19 protein-coding genes and 1 pseudogene are annotated in these 20,138 nt (G+C 59.0%); 4 read left to right on the top strand and 16 right to left on the bottom strand.

The genetic code is table 11. From position 1 onward, the window contains the following. Positions 1-20: 20 nt before the first annotated feature. A complete protein-coding gene (gene clpA / locus AKU94_RS18700; RefSeq protein WP_050528790.1) occupies positions 21-2,336 on the top strand; it encodes an ATP-dependent Clp protease ATP-binding subunit ClpA in 2,316 nt (771 codons plus the stop codon). A 692-nt stretch (positions 2,337-3,028) separates the two neighbouring features. Here clpA and AKU94_RS18705 read toward each other — a convergent pair. The 3 genes from AKU94_RS18705 to AKU94_RS18715 form a co-directional block, all read right to left on the bottom strand. Beyond that, positions 3,029-4,798, bottom strand: coding sequence for a peptidoglycan -binding protein (locus AKU94_RS18705; RefSeq protein ID WP_050528771.1), 1,770 nt, complete (start codon positions 4,796-4,798; stop codon positions 3,029-3,031). Between the two features lie 3 nt (positions 4,799-4,801). After that, on the bottom strand, positions 4,802-6,001 hold the full coding sequence (locus AKU94_RS18710) for a hypothetical protein (RefSeq protein WP_050528772.1): 1,200 nt from the start codon (positions 5,999-6,001) through the stop codon (positions 4,802-4,804). 68 nt (positions 6,002-6,069) lie between these two features. Beyond that, complete coding sequence (locus AKU94_RS18715; protein WP_050528773.1) at positions 6,070-6,618, bottom strand: gamma-glutamylcyclotransferase; 549 nt, start codon at positions 6,616-6,618, stop codon at positions 6,070-6,072. Between the two features lie 69 nt (positions 6,619-6,687). On the opposite strand from AKU94_RS18715, the gene AKU94_RS18720 reads away from it, so the two are divergent. Next, positions 6,688-7,662 (top strand): DUF2125 domain-containing protein, encoded by a 975-nt coding sequence (locus AKU94_RS18720; RefSeq protein ID WP_050528774.1) that lies wholly within the window; start codon positions 6,688-6,690, stop codon positions 7,660-7,662. Positions 7,663-7,665: 3 nt separating this feature from the next. On the opposite strand, the gene AKU94_RS18725 is transcribed toward AKU94_RS18720, so the two are convergent. The 4 genes from AKU94_RS18725 to rpsD all read right to left on the bottom strand — a co-directional run bounded on the left by AKU94_RS18725 (position 7,666) and on the right by rpsD (position 11,084). Further along, entirely contained in the window at positions 7,666-8,316 is a 651-nt protein-coding gene (locus AKU94_RS18725; RefSeq protein WP_050528775.1) for an extensin-like domain-containing protein, read from the bottom strand. Further along, entirely contained in the window at positions 8,313-9,251 is a 939-nt protein-coding gene (locus AKU94_RS18730) for a prephenate/arogenate dehydrogenase family protein (protein ID WP_050528776.1), read from the bottom strand. The genes AKU94_RS18725 and AKU94_RS18730 overlap by 4 nt, the downstream gene beginning before the upstream one ends. Continuing rightward, a complete protein-coding gene (gene hisC / locus AKU94_RS18735; RefSeq protein WP_050528777.1) occupies positions 9,251-10,336 on the bottom strand; it encodes a histidinol-phosphate transaminase in 1,086 nt (361 codons plus the stop codon). Before hisC ends, AKU94_RS18730 begins: the two co-directional genes overlap by 1 nt. Positions 10,337-10,463: 127 nt before the next feature. Continuing rightward, entirely contained in the window at positions 10,464-11,084 is a 621-nt protein-coding gene (gene rpsD, locus AKU94_RS18740) for a 30S ribosomal protein S4 (RefSeq protein ID WP_050528778.1), read from the bottom strand. A 291-nt stretch (positions 11,085-11,375) separates the two neighbouring features. Between rpsD and AKU94_RS18750 the strand changes: the two genes are divergently transcribed. Next, positions 11,376-12,404 (top strand): NADP-dependent oxidoreductase, encoded by a 1,029-nt coding sequence (locus AKU94_RS18750; RefSeq protein WP_050528780.1) that lies wholly within the window; start codon positions 11,376-11,378, stop codon positions 12,402-12,404. A gap of 50 nt (positions 12,405-12,454) precedes the next feature. Here the strand turns inward: AKU94_RS18750 and AKU94_RS18755 are convergent, their stop codons facing one another. The 3 genes from AKU94_RS18755 to AKU94_RS18765 all read right to left on the bottom strand — a co-directional run bounded on the left by AKU94_RS18755 (position 12,455) and on the right by AKU94_RS18765 (position 14,276). Beyond that, positions 12,455-12,955 (bottom strand): type III secretion system chaperone family protein, encoded by a 501-nt coding sequence (locus tag AKU94_RS18755; protein ID WP_050528781.1) that lies wholly within the window; start codon positions 12,953-12,955, stop codon positions 12,455-12,457. A 283-nt stretch (positions 12,956-13,238) separates the two neighbouring features. Then, the gene (locus AKU94_RS18760; protein ID WP_050528782.1) at positions 13,239-13,925 is read right to left on the bottom strand and encodes an HAD family hydrolase; all 687 of its coding nucleotides are present in this window, start codon (positions 13,923-13,925) and stop codon (positions 13,239-13,241) included. Positions 13,926-13,997: 72 nt separating this feature from the next. Beyond that, positions 13,998-14,276: a DUF3572 domain-containing protein gene (locus AKU94_RS18765; RefSeq protein ID WP_050528783.1), complete on the bottom strand. Its 279-nt coding sequence runs from the start codon at positions 14,274-14,276 to the stop codon at positions 13,998-14,000. A 144-nt stretch (positions 14,277-14,420) separates the two neighbouring features. Between AKU94_RS18765 and AKU94_RS18770 the strand changes: the two genes are divergently transcribed. Continuing rightward, entirely contained in the window at positions 14,421-15,806 is a 1,386-nt protein-coding gene (locus tag AKU94_RS18770; protein WP_050528784.1) for a diguanylate cyclase, read from the top strand. A 13-nt stretch (positions 15,807-15,819) separates the two neighbouring features. Here AKU94_RS18770 and AKU94_RS18775 read toward each other — a convergent pair whose 3' ends face one another. The 6 genes and pseudogenes from AKU94_RS18775 to AKU94_RS20615 form a co-directional block, all read right to left on the bottom strand. Next, positions 15,820-16,332, bottom strand: coding sequence for a periplasmic heavy metal sensor (locus AKU94_RS18775; protein ID WP_050528785.1), 513 nt, complete (start codon positions 16,330-16,332; stop codon positions 15,820-15,822). Positions 16,333-16,335: 3 nt separating this feature from the next. After that, positions 16,336-16,683, bottom strand: a complete 348-nt coding sequence (locus AKU94_RS18780; RefSeq protein WP_050528786.1) for a hypothetical protein — start codon at positions 16,681-16,683, stop codon at positions 16,336-16,338. Position 16,684: 1 nt separating this feature from the next. Beyond that, entirely contained in the window at positions 16,685-17,284 is a 600-nt protein-coding gene (locus AKU94_RS18785) for an RNA polymerase sigma factor (RefSeq protein WP_050528787.1), read from the bottom strand. Between the two features lie 79 nt (positions 17,285-17,363). After that, positions 17,364-17,891: an EF-hand domain-containing protein gene (locus AKU94_RS18790; protein ID WP_050528788.1), complete on the bottom strand. Its 528-nt coding sequence runs from the start codon at positions 17,889-17,891 to the stop codon at positions 17,364-17,366. An 883-nt stretch (positions 17,892-18,774) separates the two neighbouring features. Then, positions 18,775-19,964 (bottom strand): IS3 family transposase gene (locus tag AKU94_RS18800; RefSeq protein WP_157056624.1). Its coding sequence is split into 2 segments (ribosomal slippage): positions 18,775-19,706 and positions 19,706-19,964, totalling 1,191 coding nucleotides; the frame shifts between segments, so codons are not numbered across the junction. 48 nt (positions 19,965-20,012) lie between these two features. Then, positions 20,013-20,138, bottom strand: a pseudogene (locus AKU94_RS20615) (IS110 family transposase); the annotation flags it as partial.

A 20,138-nucleotide genomic window follows, 5' to 3' on the forward strand; every position in this document is an offset into this window, starting at 1 on the left:
AACACGAGGAGCACTATACCGTGCCATCATTTTCTACAACGCTTGAACAGGCAATCCACGGCGCGCTGGCCCTTGCCAATGCACGACGCCACGAACTCGCCACGCTGGAACATTTGCTTCTGGCCCTGATCGATGAGCCGGACGCCGTTCGGGTCATGAAGGCATGCTCGGTCGATACTGATGAGCTGCGCAAAACCCTGAACGATTTCATCGAGGATGATCTGTCCACCCTGATCACCGATGTCGATGGTTCCGAGGCAGTACCAACAGCCGCCTTCCAGCGCGTGATCCAGCGCGCGGCGATCCATGTGCAATCCTCGGGCCGCAATGAGGTGACGGGCGCCAATGTACTGGTCGCCATCTTTGCCGAACGCGAATCCAACGCGGCCTATTTCCTGCAAGAGCAGGATATGACCCGCTATGATGCGGTGAACTATATCGCCCATGGTGTCGCCAAAGACCCCGCCTTTGGTGAGGCGCGCCCCGTCACAGGTGCCGAAGACCACGAAACCCCCAAGGGCGAAGCCGGTGAGGCCAAGGATTCCGCGATCTCCAAATATTGTGTGGATCTGAACGTCAAGGCGATCAACGGCGATGTCGACCCCCTGATCGGGCGTGAGGCAGAGGTAGAGCGGTGCATCCAGGTTCTCTGCCGTCGCCGCAAGAACAACCCGCTGTTGGTGGGTGATCCCGGTGTGGGCAAAACCGCGATCGCGGAAGGTCTGGCCTGGAAGATCATCAACGGCCAGACGCCCGATATTCTGGCCAAAACCACCATTTATAGCCTTGATATGGGTGCCCTTCTGGCCGGAACCCGCTATCGCGGTGATTTTGAGGAACGCCTGAAAGCTGTGGTGAAGGAGATGGAAGAGCATCCCGACGCGGTGCTGTTCATCGACGAAATCCACACCATCATTGGTGCCGGTGCCACTTCGGGCGGGGCAATGGATGCCTCCAACCTGCTCAAACCCGCGCTTCAGGGTGGCAAGCTGCGCACCATGGGCTCCACCACCTATAAGGAGTTCCGCCAGCATTTCGAAAAAGACCGCGCCCTTGCACGCCGGTTCCAGAAGATCGATGTGAATGAGCCTTCTGTGCCGGATACGATCAAGATCCTGACCGGCCTGAAGCCGCATTTTGAGGAACACCACGATCTGCGCTATACCGCCGATGCGATTAAAACGGCTGTGGAACTGGCCGCACGCTACATCAATGACCGCAAGCTGCCCGACAGCGCGATTGATGTCATTGATGAGGCCGGTGCCGCACAGCACCTCGTCGCGGAGTCCAAGCGCCGTAAAACCATCGGTGTCAAAGAGATTGAGGCTGTGGTTGCAAAAATCGCGCGAATTCCGGCAAAGAGCGTCTCCAAGGATGATGCAGAAGTGCTGCGTGATCTGGAAAAAACGCTCAAGCGGGTGGTCTTCGGGCAGGACAAGGCGATTGAAGCACTGTCCTCGGCGATCAAACTGGCACGGGCGGGGCTGCGCGAGCCTGAGAAACCGATCGGCAACTACCTCTTTGCCGGGCCAACAGGTGTCGGCAAAACCGAAGTGGCCAACCAGCTCGCCAACACCTTGGGGGTGGAGCTGTTGCGGTTTGACATGTCGGAATACATGGAAAAACACGCCGTATCGCGTCTGATCGGGGCCCCTCCGGGCTATGTCGGATTTGATCAGGGTGGCATGTTGACCGATGGCGTAGATCAGCATCCGCATTGCGTCTTGCTGCTGGACGAAATGGAAAAGGCGCATCCCGACGTCTATAACATCTTGTTGCAGGTCATGGATCACGGCAAGCTGACCGACCACAACGGCCGGACAGTGGATTTCCGCAATGTTATCCTGATCATGACATCCAACGCCGGTGCGCAGGAAATGTCCAAATCCGCAATTGGCTTTGGTCGTGACCGGCGGACGGGTGAAGATACTGCGGCGATCGAACGGACATTCACGCCCGAATTCCGCAACCGCCTTGACGCCGTGATCAGCTTTGCCCCCTTGGGCCGCGATATCATCCGCCAGGTTGTGGAGAAATTCGTATTGCAGCTTGAGGCACAGCTGCTGGATCGCAACGTCCATATCGAGTTGACCGAAGAGGCCGCGGACTGGCTCGGCGAAAAGGGCTATGATGATAAAATGGGGGCACGTCCACTTGGCCGTGTCATTCAGGAAAGCATCAAGAAACCACTGGCCGAAGAACTTTTGTTCGGCAAGCTGATTAAAGGTGGTGTTGTCAAAGTCGGCGTGAAAGATGGCGCGATCGACCTGACCTTTGAAGAGCCGGGCAAAGCCCGCATCACGGGGCGCAAAACCCGCTTGTTAACGGCAGAATAATCAAAACACTATTGCCATATGGCCCCTGCCAATAGCGGGGGCCATATTCTTTGGCGCGGCTTGTAATCAACTTGCTCACCAGCATAAGGCCGTCGCCCATGCGTGCAACATGAAGCACGTCATCATCAAAGCCCGGACGAACAACCGCACGCCTGCTCCTAATGAATTATTGGGAATGGCCAGATCGTCGGCAGACAACCGTAAATGGACGCAAAGGCACTTTTGGTTGCCTTCATATCCCGAAGAACTGGCAAATCGAGGTATAGAAACACAGACAATATCTGCGGAGCCCACCGGCTTATGAAGGGTTTCAAGTCGATTATTGCGGAGGTCTCGGCGTGATCAGGTGTCGCGGCAAAAACCCCAACTCATGCCGACCACGGATATCCGAGCAAAGCACAGCGCTCCGCCAGACGGCAGCTTTTGCTGAAATTTTCTAGTGGCCAACCGGCCTGGATTGGCGTCTTCCGGACTTCAGCGCCATCTGCCGTCAACAGAAAACACCCGCGGGCAACATCGTATATCACCAATATCGCTGTCGCCAAAACGTGAAGAATTGAATATTTGAAGCTACTTAAAAAAGTGGCCTGTTGGACGACCGTACAGGCATCACTGAGGGAAACAGTTCCGACGCCGCCTACAGGCACTACTTCATGCCATATAATTGTCCGTACATCCGACAAGCAGCCAACCTAGCGTTCGGTCAATTTCAACTCAATCCGCCGATTTTGCGCGCGGGCTGCTTCCGAGTCGCCTTGCGCAACGGGCTGCCACTCCCCGAATCCGGTCGCCGCCATTCTGCCCGGTGGAAAGCCAAGATCATTTTGCATAAAACGTACCACCGAAAGCGCGCGGGCCTGGCTCAACTCCCAGTTATCCGCAAACTCACCCAGCCCAGAAAGCGGCACATCATCCGTATGCCCGTCCACACGGATGACCCAGTCAATACCCGCCGGGATCTGGTCCGAGATCTCACGCAGGATGGCCACTACCCCGGCAATTTGCTGGCGCCCCTCGGCTGCCAGATCCGCTGATCCCTGCTCAAACAACACTTCGGAAGAAAATACAAACCTGTCCCCTACAATACGCACCCCATCGCGGCCGGCCAGAACCTCGCGCATTTGACCAAAGAACTCCGAACGAAAACTCTCCAACTTTTTGGTTTCCGCCTCCAGCCGGATGCGCTCTGCCTCTTCCAATTCAGCGCGTTTTTTCTGTTCTTCGGCAACGCGGGCCAACGCCGTGTTCAACTGCGCCCCCATTTCATCCAGCCGAATATCCGCCGCCTCACCCCGCGCAGAAGACGCATCCAGCAAGCCCTGAAGATTTGCCAGTTGGCTCCGCAGATCTGCGATCTGTTCGTTCAAAAGCGCCATGCGCCGTGCGTTTTCGGCCGATTTTTCCTGCTCTTGCGTCAAGGCGGCCTGCGCTGTGGCAAGCAAGCTCTCTTTTTCGGTCAATGCGCCCGCCGCCGTCGTCTGCGCAGCGGCCAGCAAGGTCAGGGTTTCCTCTGCGCGTTTGCGCTGTTCTTCCAGTGCCAATGTCATCGCGGTCAGTTCCGTTTCCGACGCGGCAAGACGCGCGCGCAGCCCCTCGGCGGCGGCAATATCGGCAAGGCGGGCTGTTTCTTCCTCGCTCAACTCGGTTTGCACATCGGCAAGACGGACACGCAAAGCCTCGGCGGCGGCCCGTTCCGCAAGCAAGGCGCGCTCGGCCTCTGTCAGTTCTTCCTCCAGCCCCGAAATTTGCGCCGTGGCCGTCGAAAGACCTGCGGCCTGCGCCTCAGCCTGTGTTAACCGGGCCAGTGCATCGGCAAGCGTTGCCTCCCCCGCTGTCAGCTTTGATCGCAAATCGGCGACCAAGGCGTCCAGCGCGTCACTGCGCGCGGCGGCAAGCCGTGCCGCCTCTGCTTGGGCATCCACCTCATCGCGCGCTTTTGCAATGGCCAGATTCAAGGCTTCCTGCTCGGTCAACAGGCGGGTTTGCGCAGCCTCAAGATCACTGACGGTCGCGGCCAGATCATCCGCCCGCCCCAAGGCCGCGTCACGATCGGCCAAGAGGCTGGCGACCTGGGATTCGAAACTGGCAATCCGCGCGCTCGCAACCTCCAGATCGTTTTCCCGCGCCGAAAGCTGTCCCGACAGCGTTGCAATCAGTGCCGCCTGTGCCGTACCTTCGGCCTGCGCCTCTGACAGGGTTGCGCGCAAACGCCCGACGTCTTGTTCAAGATCCTCGGCCCGTCCCCGCGCAAGCCCCAGCGCATCGGTCAGCCCGGCAACCTGCGCGGCCAGGCTGTCCAGCTCATGGTCCTGACTGTCGATGGTTTCGCGCAACACCGATTGCACAATCATGAAAATCGACAGCACGAACATCAAAACCAGAAGCAGCGCCGTCATCGCATCGACAAAGCCCGGCCAGATCGCGCCGTTCATCCGCTGCGATGACCTCCGGCTCAGCGCCATGGCCTAGCCCCGCCCCGCAGGATTGCGCGAGAGCTGCCGCACCGCATTGGTCAGACCGGCAATATCCGCCCGCAGATCGGACATGCTTTCCTGACGTCCCGCCGCGATCTCTTCCAATATCCGCAAAAGCTGCACATCAATTGACCGCAGCCGCATCCGGTTTTCCGCATCCGGCCCCTCTTCGTTCGATTTGGCAAGCACGGTGGCATAGCTGTCCTGCCCATCGGCAATCCGCGTCAAAAGTGCGCTTTGCGTGGCGGCAATCTGGGCCAGCGTATCCTGCGCCTCGGCGCCCCTTTGCACCTTGGCCGACAGATCCTGGACCGCAGCCGACAGGTTTCCAAGCTGTTCATCCGCCAAACCGCGCGAAACATCTGCCTGCACAAACACATCCTGAAGCTGGCCTAACTGGCGCGCCATCTGGTCCATGACGCCCCCGAGACCGACCTCAGCCTCCGTGGCCTCCCCCGAAGAGAACCCCAGCCGCGTGATGGTCGACAGCCATTCCTCAAGCTCGCGGTAAAAACGGTTTTGCCCGTGGCTGGCGAACAGCTCCAACAGGCCCACAACCAGCGATCCGGCAAGCCCCAAAAGCGATGAGGAAAACGCCGTGCCCATACCGCCAAGCTGCGCCTCAAGGCCGCCCATCAGCTTGTCAAACACCTGCATCCCCGTCTCGCCCTCTTGCGGGGCGAGGTTGCGGATGGTCTCAACCACGGCGGGAACGGTGGTGGCCAGCCCGTAGAAGGTTCCCAAAAGGCCTAGGAAGATCAACAGGTTGACCAAATACCGCGTTATATCGCGCGCCTCATCAATGCGCGTCGCCACACTATCAAGGATAGAGCGCGAGGAAGAGGCAGAGATCTGCATCCGCGCACCCCGACCGCGCAGCAAGGCCGCCAATGGTGCCAATAGGCGCGGCACATGCACCCTATCGCGCTGTGAGTCGCGACCGGCAGACCCAAGGATCCAGCGCACCGACTGCATCAGCTGGAACACCTGCCAGAAACAGGCAAAAACCCCAAAGACAAAGACCAGCCCGATAAAGCCGTTCAACCAGACATTGGCCAGAAACACGCCCGACAGCTGCCCCCACGCCACAAAGGCCCCGGCCGAGACAAGGGCAATCACAATCAGCATCAGAACAATCTGACGGATCGGATGGGTGAATGACAGTTCTGCCTCGGTTACGGTCTTGTCCATTCGGCGCGCATGACCTTTTTTGGGTTAATAATGACCAGCTTAGGCTGCTGTGCGCGCTATGCCAACCATCATTTATGACCCGCGTCCCGCAAAGCCTGAACGCGGGTAAAAAGCCACTGCATATCCGGATCGGCAATGCCCAGTTCCACCAGATGAGAGGCGGTATTGAACAGATAGTCACAATTCGGGCCACGCCCACCCGCTGCGGTGGCGATAATGTCCGCCTGCTCTTCCAAGGACAGGCCGCCGCAATATTGGTTGGTGTCGGGGTTGATCACATAGCACAGCGCCGTAACCTCACGCCCGCAATCCAATGTCAGGGGCAGCCATTCCTCCAGATAGGCCCCCGAGATCAATTCGCGTTCGCGCAAAGCGGCAAGGGTTTCAGGCTCTGCCCCGTCCGTCACGCGAAAGCCAACCCCGGTACAACATGCCGCCGCTGCTCGGTCCAGCGCCAGCACAAGCCCGGGCGCGGCCTCGGTTCCGCGGTAATGGATGGAACGCATGCAAAAGCTGCGATGCCATCCCGACAACCGCGCCACGCGCTGCTCTGCCACCGGAAATTCGGGGTTCCAGATCAGCGATCCATAGCCAAAGATCCAAAGTGGTTTGTGCATCGACGTGGCCTCTTTTCATTTCGCCCTATAAATCGCAAAACGGTCGAAATTAAAAGAGGGGCGGCGGCAATGCGGTGGTTGACAGGGTTGGTACTGGTACTTGTGGCCCTCTGGTCGGGCTATTGGTTCATCGGCGCGCGCGGGTTTGAGGGGGCGGCAAACAGTTGGATCACCAGCCTACAGGACAACGGCAAAACCGCGGATCATGACGGCTTGGCCGTGCGCGGCTTTCCCAACCGTTTCGATCTGACCGTGACCCGGCCGCAGTTTGCAGATCCCGCAACCGGCATCGGCTGGCAGTCCGCTTTTGTGCAGCTTTTCAGCCTGAGTTATAAGCCCTGGCATCTGATTGCCGCCTTTGCGCCGGAACAACGGCTGACCTTGCCCTATGAGGGCATCACCCTTCGGACCGAGAAAATGCAGGCAAGTCTTGTGGCCAGCCCCCTTCCCACTCTGCCGCTGGACCGGATTACTCTGATCGGCGATATGCTGACGGCAGAAGGCGACAGTGGCTGGTCCCTGCGCGCCGATGCTCTGCGCTTTGCCTCTCGCAAGCTCAAAGGGGACGCGCATGAGGTTGCCCTGACCCTCACCGAGTTTGCGCCCGACCCGCAGTTGATGACACATTTTGGCGGCATCTTGCCCGACCGCATTGGCCTGATCCGGCTGGATACCACTTTGGGATTTACCGCCCCGATTGATCGCCTGATCCTTGAGACCCGCCCGCGTCTGGCCACCCTGGACCTTGCCGAGGCGCGGGTGGATTGGGGGAATATGCATGTCTCGGCCAAGGGACGGTTGATCGCCGATAGTGCGGGCTTTGCCGAGGGCGATATTATGCTGAAGCTGACGAACTGGCCTCTGGCGTTGGATGTGGCACAACAAATGGGGCTGATTGCGCCGGATGCCCGGCAGCTCTGGGAACAGGCGGCGGGGTTCTTGGCGCAAGAAAACGGCGATACTTTGGAGATCCCGGTAAGCCTGCGCAACGGGCGCGCGATGGTCGGTGCTATTCCGGTCGGCCCCGCGCCGCGCCTGCGCTAACCGTCATTTGCAATATGGCCCGCCACGATAGGAGGCCGTATCAAAGTGCAAATGATCCATATGATGCCCGTCAGAGCCCGGCCCCAGGGTTGTCCCGAAAATCCCGCAGGCCCCCTTATGCGCCTTTCGGATCGGCGCGCCCTGCCGTTTCCGGAAATGTTGCAGCACCGAAACCTCAGTCCCGTCTTTTAGCTGAAACCCCGCAATATCAATCGCCTTTCCGCGCCCATGCTCGCTGATACGTGCGCCTTTTTTGTGGTTGCGGGTGCGGCAACTATAATGGGCGGCCACACGCAACCCTACTAGGCCCTTAACCGCAAAGGCAGGCTTTGCTTCTTTGGTGACCCAGCGGCTCAGGGCCTGCGCCGTATCGCAATCAAGCGTCACAGGCGCGCTGAGCGCAACACCGCCAACCGATGTCACACGCACCGGATCCTCAATACCACATCCTTCGACCTTGCCTTTGATCTTGGGAATTTTCACGCCCTGCACAGAGCGGTCATTGCAAACGAACCCGGTCTGACGACCAGCGTTCACAAAATTCGAAAAGACGGCGGCATCCGGTCTTGGCTTGGGCCGCTGGGACGGATCATCAGCGCAACCGGGTGCTGCAAAACCAAACGCCGCCAGAAGCAGGGGAAATACGATCCTCATCCTGCGGCACCATCTGCCTTGGCGGCACTGCCACGGCCAAAGTCGGGCGCGTTGGTATCCTGCCCCGCCTCGATGATGCTACGCCGGATCGCACGGGTGCGGGTGAAGTAATCGTGCAAATGCGCGCCGTCACCGATGCGGATGGCCCGTTGAAGGGCGAAAAGCTCTTCGGTGAAACGGCCAAGGATTTCCAGTGTGGCGTCCTTATTGGTCAAGAACACATCGCGCCACATCGTCGGGTCCGAGGCCGCAATACGGGTGAAATCCCGAAAACCGGCGGCAGAGTATTTGATTACTTCGCTATCGGTCACGCGGCGCAGATCATCGGCCACCCCGACCATCGTATAGGCGATCAGATGCGGCGTGTGGCTGGTCACGGCCAGCACAAGATCGTGATGCGCCGGTTCCATTTCATCGACATTGGCCCCCATACCTTCGCAAAGCGCGCGAAGGCGGGCCACGGCATCGGGGGCGGTGCCCTCTGGCGGGGTCAAGAGCCACCAGCGGTTTTCAAACAAGGTCGCAAAGCCCGATCTGGGGCCGGAATGTTCCGTCCCCGCAATCGGGTGCCCCGGAATAAAGTGAACGTTTTCCGGTAGATGCTGTCCAACGGCCTCAATCACCGCCTGTTTGACCGAGCCGACATCCGTCACCACCGCGCCCGGCTTCAGATGCGGGCCAATCTCGGCGGCGACATCGCCCATCACCCCGACAGGCACGGCAAGAACGACCAGATCCGCGCCCTCTACCGCCGCGGCGGCGGTGTCAAACACCGCGTCACACAGGCGCAATTCCAGTGCCGCGGCACGGCTTTCGGCCGATTTGGCGTGGCCGGTGATGGTTTCCACCAGCCCCCGTTGCCGCATGGCATGGGCCATCGATGACGCAATCAGCCCCAAGCCGATCAGCGCGACTTTCTTGTAAACAGCGGCCATCAATCCTTGCCCTTGAATTGGGCAATCGCATGGACAACGCGCCGACACGCGCTTTCATCGCCCACGGTGATCCGCAGGCAATGCGGCAGCTTATAGCTTGCCACCCGCCGCACGATCAGCCCCTCACCACGCAAGTGCATATCGCAGGCCTCGGCCTCCTCACTGCTGGCGAAACGGGCAAGGATGAAATTGCCAAGCGACGTATCGGACGGGATGCCAAGGGTGGCCAACGCCTCGGCCAGCCAGACCCGCAGGCGGGCATTCTCGGCACGGCAACGGGCGACATAATCCTGATCGCGCGCGGCGGCCTCGGCGGTTTCAAGCTGCGTATTCGACAGGTTGAACGGCCCGCGAATACGGTTGAGCACGTCGATGATCGCCTTGGGCCCATAGCCCCAACCGATGCGCAGCCCGCCCAGACCGTAAATCTTGGAAAATGTGCGCGTCATCACCACGTTTTCGCGTGCCTCGATCAGGGCCAGCCCGCCGTCATAACCGTCGACATATTCGGCATAGGCCCCGTCAAGCACCAAGATCGCCTGTGGCGGCAAGCCATCGGCAAGCTGCGCGATCTCGGCCTCTGAAATCATCGTGCCGGTGGGGTTGTTCGGGTTGGCGATAAAGACCAGCTTGGTGCGATCTGTGCAAGCGGCCAGCAGCGCCGCGACATCGGTGGTGCGCTCGCGCTCTACCACCTCGACGGGGGTGGCGCCGGCGGCCATGGCTGAAATGCGGTACATCAGGAACCCGTGTTCGGTGAACAGCACCTCATCCCCCGGTCCGGCATAGGCCTGACAGAGAAAATGGATGATCTCGTCGCTGCCCACACCGCAAACCACCCGCTCAGGCTCAAGCCCGTGGGTCTGCCCGATCGCCAGACGCAACGCGGCATGATCGGTACTGGGATAGCGGTGCAACTGATGGGCCGACCGCGCAAAGGCCTCTTTGGCCTTATCCGACGGGCCGGCCGGATTTTCGTTCGAGGATAGTTTGGTAATATTGGACTTGCCCGCAACCGTGGCGGCACCGCCCTCATACAAGGCGATATCCATGATGCCGGGCTGCGGCTGAATTTGCGACGTCATAACCGTGTTCCCCTGAAGTTAGGGTTTAGTTACCGCCTTGAAGGCGGCATGACCAGTGCCCACAAACACGAAAACGCCGCCCGATACAGGGCGGCGCTTCCAGATAGCCCATAAATACGGGCCGCGATTAGTTTTTCGCGTAATATTCGACCACGAGGTTTGGTTCCATCTGTACCGGATATGGCACATCGCCCAAAGTCGGGGTGCGAATGAAGGTCGCTGTCATCTTGGAGTGGTCGGCCTCGACATAGTCAGGCACGTCACGTTCAGCCAAGGTAACGGCTTCAAGCAGGATCGCCAATTGCTTGGAACGGTCACGCACAGCGATCACATCGCCTTCTTTGCAACGGTAAGACGCGATGTTCACGCGCTGGCCGTTCACAGTGACGTGGCCATGGTTCACGAACTGACGGGCCGCAAATACGGTCGGCACGAATTTCGCGCGGTAAACGATCGCATCCAGGCGACGCTCCAGCAGACCGATCAGGTTTTCACCGGTGTCGCCTTTGACGCGCTCGGCCTCACCATAGATCTTGCGGAACTGCTTCTCGGTCAAATCGCCGTAGTAACCCTTAAGCTTTTGCTTGGCGCGCAACTGGGTACCGAAATCCGACAGTTTGTTCTTGCGGCGCTGACCGTGCTGGCCGGGGCCGTATTCGCGGCGGTTTACTGGGGATTTAGGACGGCCCCAGATGTTTTCGCCCATACGGCGGTCAATTTTATACTTGGCAGAGGTCCGTTTGGTCATCTCTGATCTCCTTCGTTCGATATATGAAGGGCGTTGTCCTTCCCCGCCGCGCAGGCCCGCAAAGGCCTTAGCTTTGGGTGACAGGTTTCCCGTTGCCGGGTCCACCAACACCAATGAAAAGCCCCCGGAAAAATCCGAGGACTTGCGGGCTTATATAGGCGCGTCAGGCAGAGTCAACCAGCTAAGAGCCAAGGTTGCCCGTAAGCAGGCCGCAAACACAATTTCGCCAGCACGGGTGCATTTCGCTGTTTTGGGTGTTACCTCAGACGAAACCATAATGGGGAACATACCATGACACAAAACGCCCAAACCAACCGCCGTATCGTTCTGGCCGAGCGTCCGAAAGCGGCCCCTGATGCCAATACCCTGCGGCTGGAAGAAACACCTATCCCCACCCCCGGCCCCGGCGAGATGCTGCTACGCTCGGTCTTTTTGTCGCTGGACCCTTACATGCGCGGCCGGATGAATGACAGCAAATCCTATGCCACGCCGGTGTCTATTGGCGGGGTGATGACCGGACAAGTGGTGGCCGAGGTCATGGTCTCCAACCTCGACGGCTTTGCCCCCGGCGATTACGTTCTGGCGGGCAGCGGCTGGCAGGATTATGCGGTCTCGGACGGGACCGAGGTGCTGAACCTCGGGGCGAAACCGGCCAACCCTTCGTGGTCTTTGGGGATCATGGGAATGCCCGGCTATACCGCCTATGCGGGCCTGCTGAAGATCGGAGAGCCGAAACCCGGCGAAACCGTCGTCGTCGCCGCGGCCTCCGGCCCGGTGGGTGCCACCGTGGGACAGATTGCCAAGCTCAAGGGCTGCCGCGTTGTCGGGATTGCCGGCGGGGCCGAGAAATGCGCGCATGTGGTGGATGTCTTGGGCTTTGACGCCTGTATCGACCATAAGTCGCCCGATTTCACCGCACAGCTGAGCGCGGCCTGCCCGGATGGTATCGATGTCTATTTCGAGAATGTTGGCGGCAAGGTGCTTTACGCGGTCCTGCCCCTGCTCAACCCCTTTGCGCGGATGCCGGTATGCGGTGTTGTCTCATGGTACAATATCCCCGGCCTGCCCGAGGGGCCCGATATGGGACCTGTCATCATGGGCACAATCTTGCGGATGAAGGTAAAGGTAGAAGGCTTCATCATATTCGACAGCTTCCCCCGCAGCCTCTATGCCGAGTTTGTACGCGACATGACCGGCTGGCTGAAGGAAGGCAAGATGCACTATACCGAAGAAGTCATTGACGGGCTTGAAAACGCGCCGGAGGGGCTTTATGGCCTGCTCGAGGGGCGCAGCTTTGGCAAAAGGGTGGTGCGGCTGTAACGGCCCCTCCCCTAAATATAGGCCTTGCGGTGCGTGACGGGGAGACCCGTTTACGCCCGCCCGTACGCTTCGGCAATCGCGACCTTCATCGCGGCCTCTGGTGTATGGTCAGCCCATGTAACCATTTGAAAGGCTGGATAAAACCGCTCTGCCGCCATCACCGCGCCCGAGATAAGCCGATCAATCTGTTCAGGGCCGGCAACCTGCCCGCCCGCAAGGCACAACCCATAGCGCCATACCATCAGCTTTTGATCACCCCACCACGTAAATGCGCCATTCCAGACCATATCATTGCAACGGTTCAACACATCATAGAGCGCCGAGACCCGGCCCTCTGGCGGCTCCATCTCAAAGGTGCAAATCAGGCGCAGGGTCTCGTCGTGATCCGACCATGCCAGCGTAAGCGAATACGTCCGCCATTGACCTTCTACCGACATCGCGATCTGGTTGTCGGTCACGCGATCAAATTCCCATGCGTGGTCATTGGCCAGCGTTTCCACGATGTCGATCGGATGGATTTCCTCCGCGAAATAATCTTCAGAAAGTGACATAGCCCCGCCTCGCATTTCCGTTCCCTGCGATGATGCCCGATACCCCGAACATGCACACAAGAAGTTGAGTCTTTGGCAAGAACAAGCGTCCCACCCTTATGCAACTTACTAGATATTGTGTGCGAGGAGCGAAACCCTGTAAAGAGATTTTTGGAAAATCTTCTGTGGACAAGTCCGAAAATCAGGCAAAATCACCATCAATTACAGCGCGATCATGGCCGGCCTGTCACTATCCGCACGGCACGGGCGGGAATCGTTACAAATGTGACAGCTATTTTATGCCCTAAAGCCCGTCAATCCACGCGCCCAAAGATCCGATATCGGGCAAGACCACATCAGCAAGTGGTGCCAGCTCTGCCTTATCGGCGATACCTGTCAGAACCCCGACGCAGCGCATCCCCGCCGCACGCCCGGCGACCAGATCATGCAGGCTGTCACCAACCATAATCGCGCGGGCGGGATCAATTCCTGTTTCACGGGCAAAGGCAAGGCACATCCCCGGCCCGGGCTTTGCCCCGTGGCCCGAATCATAGCCCGCGATAAAATCAAACAGATCAAGCACGCCATGGGCATCAAGATGGGCACGGGCCGGACGCTCGGTGTCATTGGTCGCAAGCCCTAACTTCAACCCCCGGTCCCGCAGCCCCGCCAGAACCGCGCGCAGTGGCACCGCGGGCGCCATCTGCGCATCTTGTGCCTGAGCGTTCAACCTGTCCACCAACCCCTGCAGGCTCTGCCCCGGCAATAGCGGCAAAAGCACATTGGCGATTTCGACGGCCGTGGCAGCGATCACCGGGCTGTCGGGCCGAAAGTCCCGTGCGACCCGGTCATATCCGATGGCGGTCGCCAACATGCTGGCGTGGGCCTCATCAACCGCGATTTGCAACAAAAGCCGATCTGTCCACACACCCCAGCTTTGGCGGAAATCAAATAGCGTTCCGTCCTTGTCAAACACCACCCCGTCAATCATCACACGCCCCTTTTAATTTCGGCGCCAACATGAATGGCGAGGCGTCAAAAGGCAATCGCGGCAAAACCAAGGTCAGGTCCAATGGATCTGCGCGCCCCCCGGCAATGCGGCCCGCGCGTGCATCGGCACCTCATAGGCCAGGTTTTCCGCCTCGCAAAACCCCATAACCCAAGCGTCGTCCATTAACAGAAAATCAAGGATTGAACCAAGAAACTCGGGCTGCTGGGCGTTCGTTGCCAGATCATCAACCGACGCGCCGGTTGCGCCAAGGAAGGTTCCCAACAATTCCTCATCCGCTGCAAGCCAGCCCAAAGCCTTGACAGCAATCATTTCGGCGGTTTCTTGCTTCATCATCGGCGGATTCCCTCTCATATATGGCCAATCCCGGTGGAGGGCGGCCGATTGTTTCAATTGCCGCCAAATTGGAAAGGGTTTCTTAACCACTTGGTCACAAAGATAACTGTATCCTTACTTGAGCGGATCAGGAATACTTAGATGGCAGGAAAAATTCTCATTGTGGACGATGTTGCGACAAACCGCATCGTTTACAAGGTAAAGCTTGGCGCCGCATGCTATGCGCCGGTTCTCGCCTCTGACGGTGCATCTTGTCTTGCGCTTGCCCGAAGTGAAAAGCCCGACCTGATCTTGCTGGATCTGGTTCTGCCCGACATGTCGGGAACCGAGGTTTTGCGCCATTTGCGCGCGGACCCCGAGCTGGCAAGTATTCCCGTTGTGGTCTTTTCCGCTGAGGCCGATATGAAGGCACGACTGGCCGCCCTCTATGCCGGTGCTGACGATTTTCTGACGAAATCTGTCGATGATCAAACGCTGATGGCGCGGCTGCGTAATCTTTTGCGCGGGCGTGAGGCGATGGCAGAACTGGAAAGCGGAGCCGCACCGATCCGGGCCTTGGGCTTTGCAGAGATGTCCTCGGCGTTTCACCTTCCCGGCTCCATCGCGCTTGTGTCCCATCGCCCCGAAACTGCGCTGCGCTGGCGGCGTGATCTGGGCGCACATCTGCCCGACCAAATGACGATGATGTCGCGCGAAGGGGCCTTGTCCGACGTACAGCTGACACCGGTGCCCGATGTCTTTATCATCGAATCTGATCTGGCCGACCCGATGGCCGGTCTGCGCCTTATGTCAGAGTTGCGCAGTCGGCCCCAGACCCGCCATGCCGCGATCTGCATTGTCAAAAGCGGCCCCACCGGTTCAGACACCGCGATGGCCTTTGATCTTGGAGCCGATGATGTCGTCGGCGATGAGGTGGATCCGCGCGAATTCGGCCAACGCATCGCGCGGCTGTTGCAACGCAAAACCGCCGCTGACAAACTACGCGCCTCGGTAAGGGACGGCTTGCGCATGGCGGTAATCGATCCGCTGACAGGGCTGCACAACCGTCGCTATGCCATCAGCCAACTGGCCGAGATCGCCAGCCATGCGCGAAGTTCAAAGCGACCTTTCGCCCTGATGGTTATCGATCTGGACCGTTTCAAGCAGGTTAACGACACCTTTGGCCATCCCGCCGGTGATGCCGTGCTGACAGAGGTTGCGCGCAGGCTGGCCGCCAATATTCGCGGCGGTGATCTGCTTGCACGTATCGGCGGGGAAGAGTTTCTGATCGCCCTGCCCGATACCGATCTTCCGCATGCCAAAGCCATCGCCCAACGCCTGCGCGGCGCTATTCAGGAGGTTCCTTTTGATATACCCAGCTATGCGCCGCTTGATCTGACAGCCTCTATCGGTTTGGCGATTTGCGAAGGCGGCCAGACATGGGCAGAAGAGCCTGTCGCCGCCGTGATCGAACGCGCCGATCAGGCGCTCTTGATGGCGAAGTCGGGTGGGCGCAACCAGGTTACGATCAGCCATACAGCCGCATAGGGATTGCGTTAAATCAATCCCCTGCGGGGCGCGGACGATCCCGTTTCGATTTTCGCGCCACCGTATCTTCCAGACGGTCGGCCAGCGCAGCACGCTCAGCTGCGGTCATGGCATCGATCCGCTCAAGCAAAAGAGTTTGTCCAAGGGCCTGCCGCTCGGCAATCCGCGCGGAACCGGTGTCAAGCATCTGCTGAAGCGCCGCCACCTCAAAGGGCTCGGCGCGCAGGGCAACAAGCATGGCCGCAAAATCATCACGCATTTGCTGACGGTCACGCAGAACATTCTTTTTTGCCTGACCGTAGGCACGCCGAAGGGCGATTTGATCCTCCTTGGTCAGGGCCTCGCCAAAGATCCCAAAGCCAATGTCACGGGCCACAAATTCGGCGCGCTTGTGGCCGAACCCGCCCAAGGCGGCTCCCCCGATCACACCGGCAACCGCCAGATTCAGCGCCAGCGAGGTAAATAAAACAAGCCGCCCCCACCGGAATGGTGGCTTGGGCGGGGTGGGGGCATGATTCTTGGTCATATTCTATCCTTCAAACAGGAAATCGTCATAGGCGGGCATGACATCAAGGGTTTCGGTCACCTCGCCGCTGGCCAGGATCATATCGGTCACGACATTGACCCCCGTCGGATCGGCAAAACCGATCCACAGCCCGGCCAAAGTTGCCGTCGACAGGCCAGCCAGCGCCGGGAGCCCACCAATCGCCGCCAAAAGCGCGGCCCACCAGCCCGGTTTGGCCACGGCTGTTGGCGCGGCCATCCGGGGTTGATGGGCCTCGGCATCCGCAAGCACCCGTGCCATAAGATCGGGCGAGGCACCGACCGAATGACGGCGTGCTGTGGAAAACAGATCGTCCAGATCACTGTCTTGCATCTTATGTCCCTTCCTCATAGCCCAGTTCGGCGCGTCGTCCGGCCATCGCTGTGGCCAAAGCACGCTTGCCGCGGGCAGTTAAACTCTCAACGGCCTCTACGCCGATATCCATTACCTGCGCGATCTCGGGGTTTGAAAGCCCCTCGATATGGCGCAATACAACCGCCTGGCGTTGACGTTCCGGCAGGCTTGCCAGCCCCTCGTTAAGCGCATCCATCCGGTCGCGATCCATCAGCGAGGCTTCTACGCCTTGCACATCATCGGCAATATCGGGTGCCTCATCCAGACCCACAGCCCGCCGCCGGGTCCGGCCCCGCAGACGATCCGTGCAAAGATTGCTGACCACGCGGTAAAGCCAGGTCGAAATCTTTGCCTCGCCCTGGCGCCAGTCAGGGGCAATACGCCACAGCCGCAACATCGCCTCTTGGGCCACATCTTCCGCCTCGGCACGGTCACCAGACAGCATCCGTGTGGCAAACCCCATAACAAGTGGCAGATACCGCGCCGCAAGTTCGCGCGCAGCCAGCGGATCCCCGTTTGCATAAAGCACCAAAAGGGCCTCATCCGGGGTTTCTGAGATGACGTCGAAGGGCATTTTCATCCTATCGGCAGTATCGGTCTAGGCACATAACTGCAATCCTTGGGTTATGCCCCCCGACCAGGCCGGGGGGCACGCCACCTTAGTTGTGGTCTTTTTTGCCTTTGCGGCCGTCTTTGCCTTTGCGACCGTCCTTACCTCTACGATCGGACATTTTTTCCATCGCGGCATCTGCCTCGGCTTTGGAAATGGCGCCATCGCCATCGGTATCGATCCGGTCAAACATTTTGTCACCACGATCGGCCGGTGGAGCCATTTCATCCACGCTCACAACACCGTCGTTATTGGCATCCATCCGCTCCATCATGCGCTTGACCTTGCGCGTTTCACGCTCGGCCTTGCGCTGTTGTTGGGCGGCTGTCATCTCAGCCTCAGAGATCGTGCCATCCTTGTCGGTATCGATTGCCGCGACCCTTGCGCTGTGAAAGGCTGCGATTTCATCCTTGGTCACCTTGCCGTCAGCATTGGCATCCACTTGGGCGAAATCAAACATCGCGGATGGGCCTTGACGGTCCCCGCGCTGATCGGCGACAGCCGCGGTAGAGAACCCGCCGACAATCAATGCGGCCACTGTTACTGCGCTCAGAACTGTTTTGGATTTGTTAAACATTACACTCTCCGTTTTTTGCATCGACGGGCGACCTTGCCCTTGCTTCATGTCAATACAAACGTGGCAGCGCGGGATTTCCGTCGGAAATGCGCAAAGTTTTTCGCAAGAAACACGCCAGCCATGTCACGTAGGCAATTATTCCATAGCGTTCTCAAGTATATTCAAACGCTTGGTGGCGCGTCACTCATCGCGATTTTATCGGAATGGGTAGGGCCGGACCACCTCCAGACACATTGCATAAGGTGCCACACAATTCCTGCACTTTGCTTATTGAGTACGCGGTGCCATCAAACCAAATTCTTGTTTCTTGCAAGGTGGGGGGCGAATGCACGACGACTGCTCTCTAATGGCACAAAAGGCCCACGATTGCCGTCTTTTGTGGGCTTTCAGGCTGCACACCACAAGAGACGGGCCCGCGACTTCTAAGGGTTTGCGAAGGCCCGCTCCAACTGCGTCGAGGCTTCGCCCTCGTGTTCGGCCGTGCTCATCATCACCCGCCGCGACAAGTCCAGCACAGCCAATATTTTTAGGGGGTGTCCGCATATCGTGTTGGGATCTCCTCACTCTGAAAGCCCACATATCAAAATAATCTTCTTCCGTATTATTCCAGAAAGCCCCAAGTTCTCTCAAAGGAACGTAAAGGAGACGAAGGTCCATAGAATGGAAACAAATAAACATCCGGGATGTTGGCCGAGATGATCTGCGGGAGTCAAGATCCGGGCTCTTACTTTCACTATCGTTCCAGCACATATCTCACGGAGTTCTTTGAGGATTGCGATCTTAGCTTTACGCATGACGGTAGCTGGAGGCGGCAATGGGTAATGAGCCGACTTGAGGAAGTTTTGGCGCTTCCTCAGCAAAGAGCTGACGTTGCCCCCAATTTTTATCCAGTGTGAGCGAGACTCCGGGGTTGAGTTTTGCCCATTTGGGCGGGTTGAGCAACGGGGGCTGGCGCGGAGCTTTGCTGATTGCGCAGCGTCAGGCCCCGTTGCGGGGCGAAGGTCTGGGCGAACTCGGCGGGCGTTTGCCATCCAAGGCGTGAGTGAGGTCGTTCAGAGTTATAGTCCGTGCGCCATGCGGCCAGCGTGACGCGCGCGTGGTGCAAAGACGGGAACAGTGTTTCATTCAACAGCTCGTCACGCAGTCGGCCGTTGAAGCTCTCGATGAACGCATTCTGGGTCGGTTTTCCCGGCGCGATGTAGTGCCAGTCGATCTTGCAGTCATCGGCGAAGGTCAGGATTGCGTTCGAGGTGAACTCGGTCCCGTTATCGCTGACCATCGTCTGGGGCTTGCCGCGGGCGCCAAACAAGGTCGCCAGTTCTCGCGCCACACGGGCACCCGACAGTGAGGTGTCGGCGATCAGAGCCAGGCATTCCCGCGTGCAATCATCGACGACGGTCATGATGCGGAACCGGCGGCCGTCCGTGAGTTGGTCTGACACGAAGTCGAGGGACCAGCGCTGGTTCGGCATCATTGGCAGCACCATCGGAGCCCGTGTGCCCATGGCCCGTTTGCGCCCGCCCCGGCGGCGGACATGCAGCCGTTCCTCGCAGTAGATGCGGAACAGGCGCTTGTGGTTCACCTCATGGCCTTCGCGTCTCAGGAAGACATGCAGCCGCCTGTCGCCGAATCGACGGCGCACCTTGGCCAGCTCCTTCAGCCGCTCGCGCAGCACGGGGTCGCCCTGCCGGACCGCCTCGTAGCGCATGGTCATCCGACAACAGCCGATCACCCGGCACGCCCGCCGCTCGCTCATCCCGTGGTCTTCCACAAGATGCGCGACCGCTTGCCGCTTCGCGGCGGGCGCTACCATTTTTTTCCGAGAAGATCCTTCAAGGCCGAATTGTCGAGCATGGCATCGGCGAGCAGCTTCTTCAGCCTGCCGTTCTCATCCTCGAGCGCCTTCAGCCGTTTGGCTTCGCTAACATCCATACCGCCATACTTGGCTTTCCACTTGTAGACGGTTGCATCGCTGACGCCGTGCTTGCGGCACAGATCGGCGACGGAAACACCGGCCTCATGCTCCTTCAGAATGCCGATGATCTGTTCTTCGGTAAACCTGCTGCGCTTCATCTCTGGTCCTTTCGGTTGGGCCAGAGGCTATCTCAAAATGGATTAGGCGGAGGGGGCAACGTCACGAGCCTCGTGACCGAGCTTGCCAATCTCACGCCCCCAATAATGGGACGTAGCGCAAGCCTCCATAGCAACAACGCACCTTGGAAGCTTACTCAGGAACGCAATAAGCTG

Origin of the sequence: Pseudorhodobacter aquimaris (genome assembly GCF_001202025.1) — a bacterium.
GTDB classification, from domain to species: Bacteria; Pseudomonadota; Alphaproteobacteria; order Rhodobacterales; family Rhodobacteraceae; genus Pseudorhodobacter; species Pseudorhodobacter aquimaris.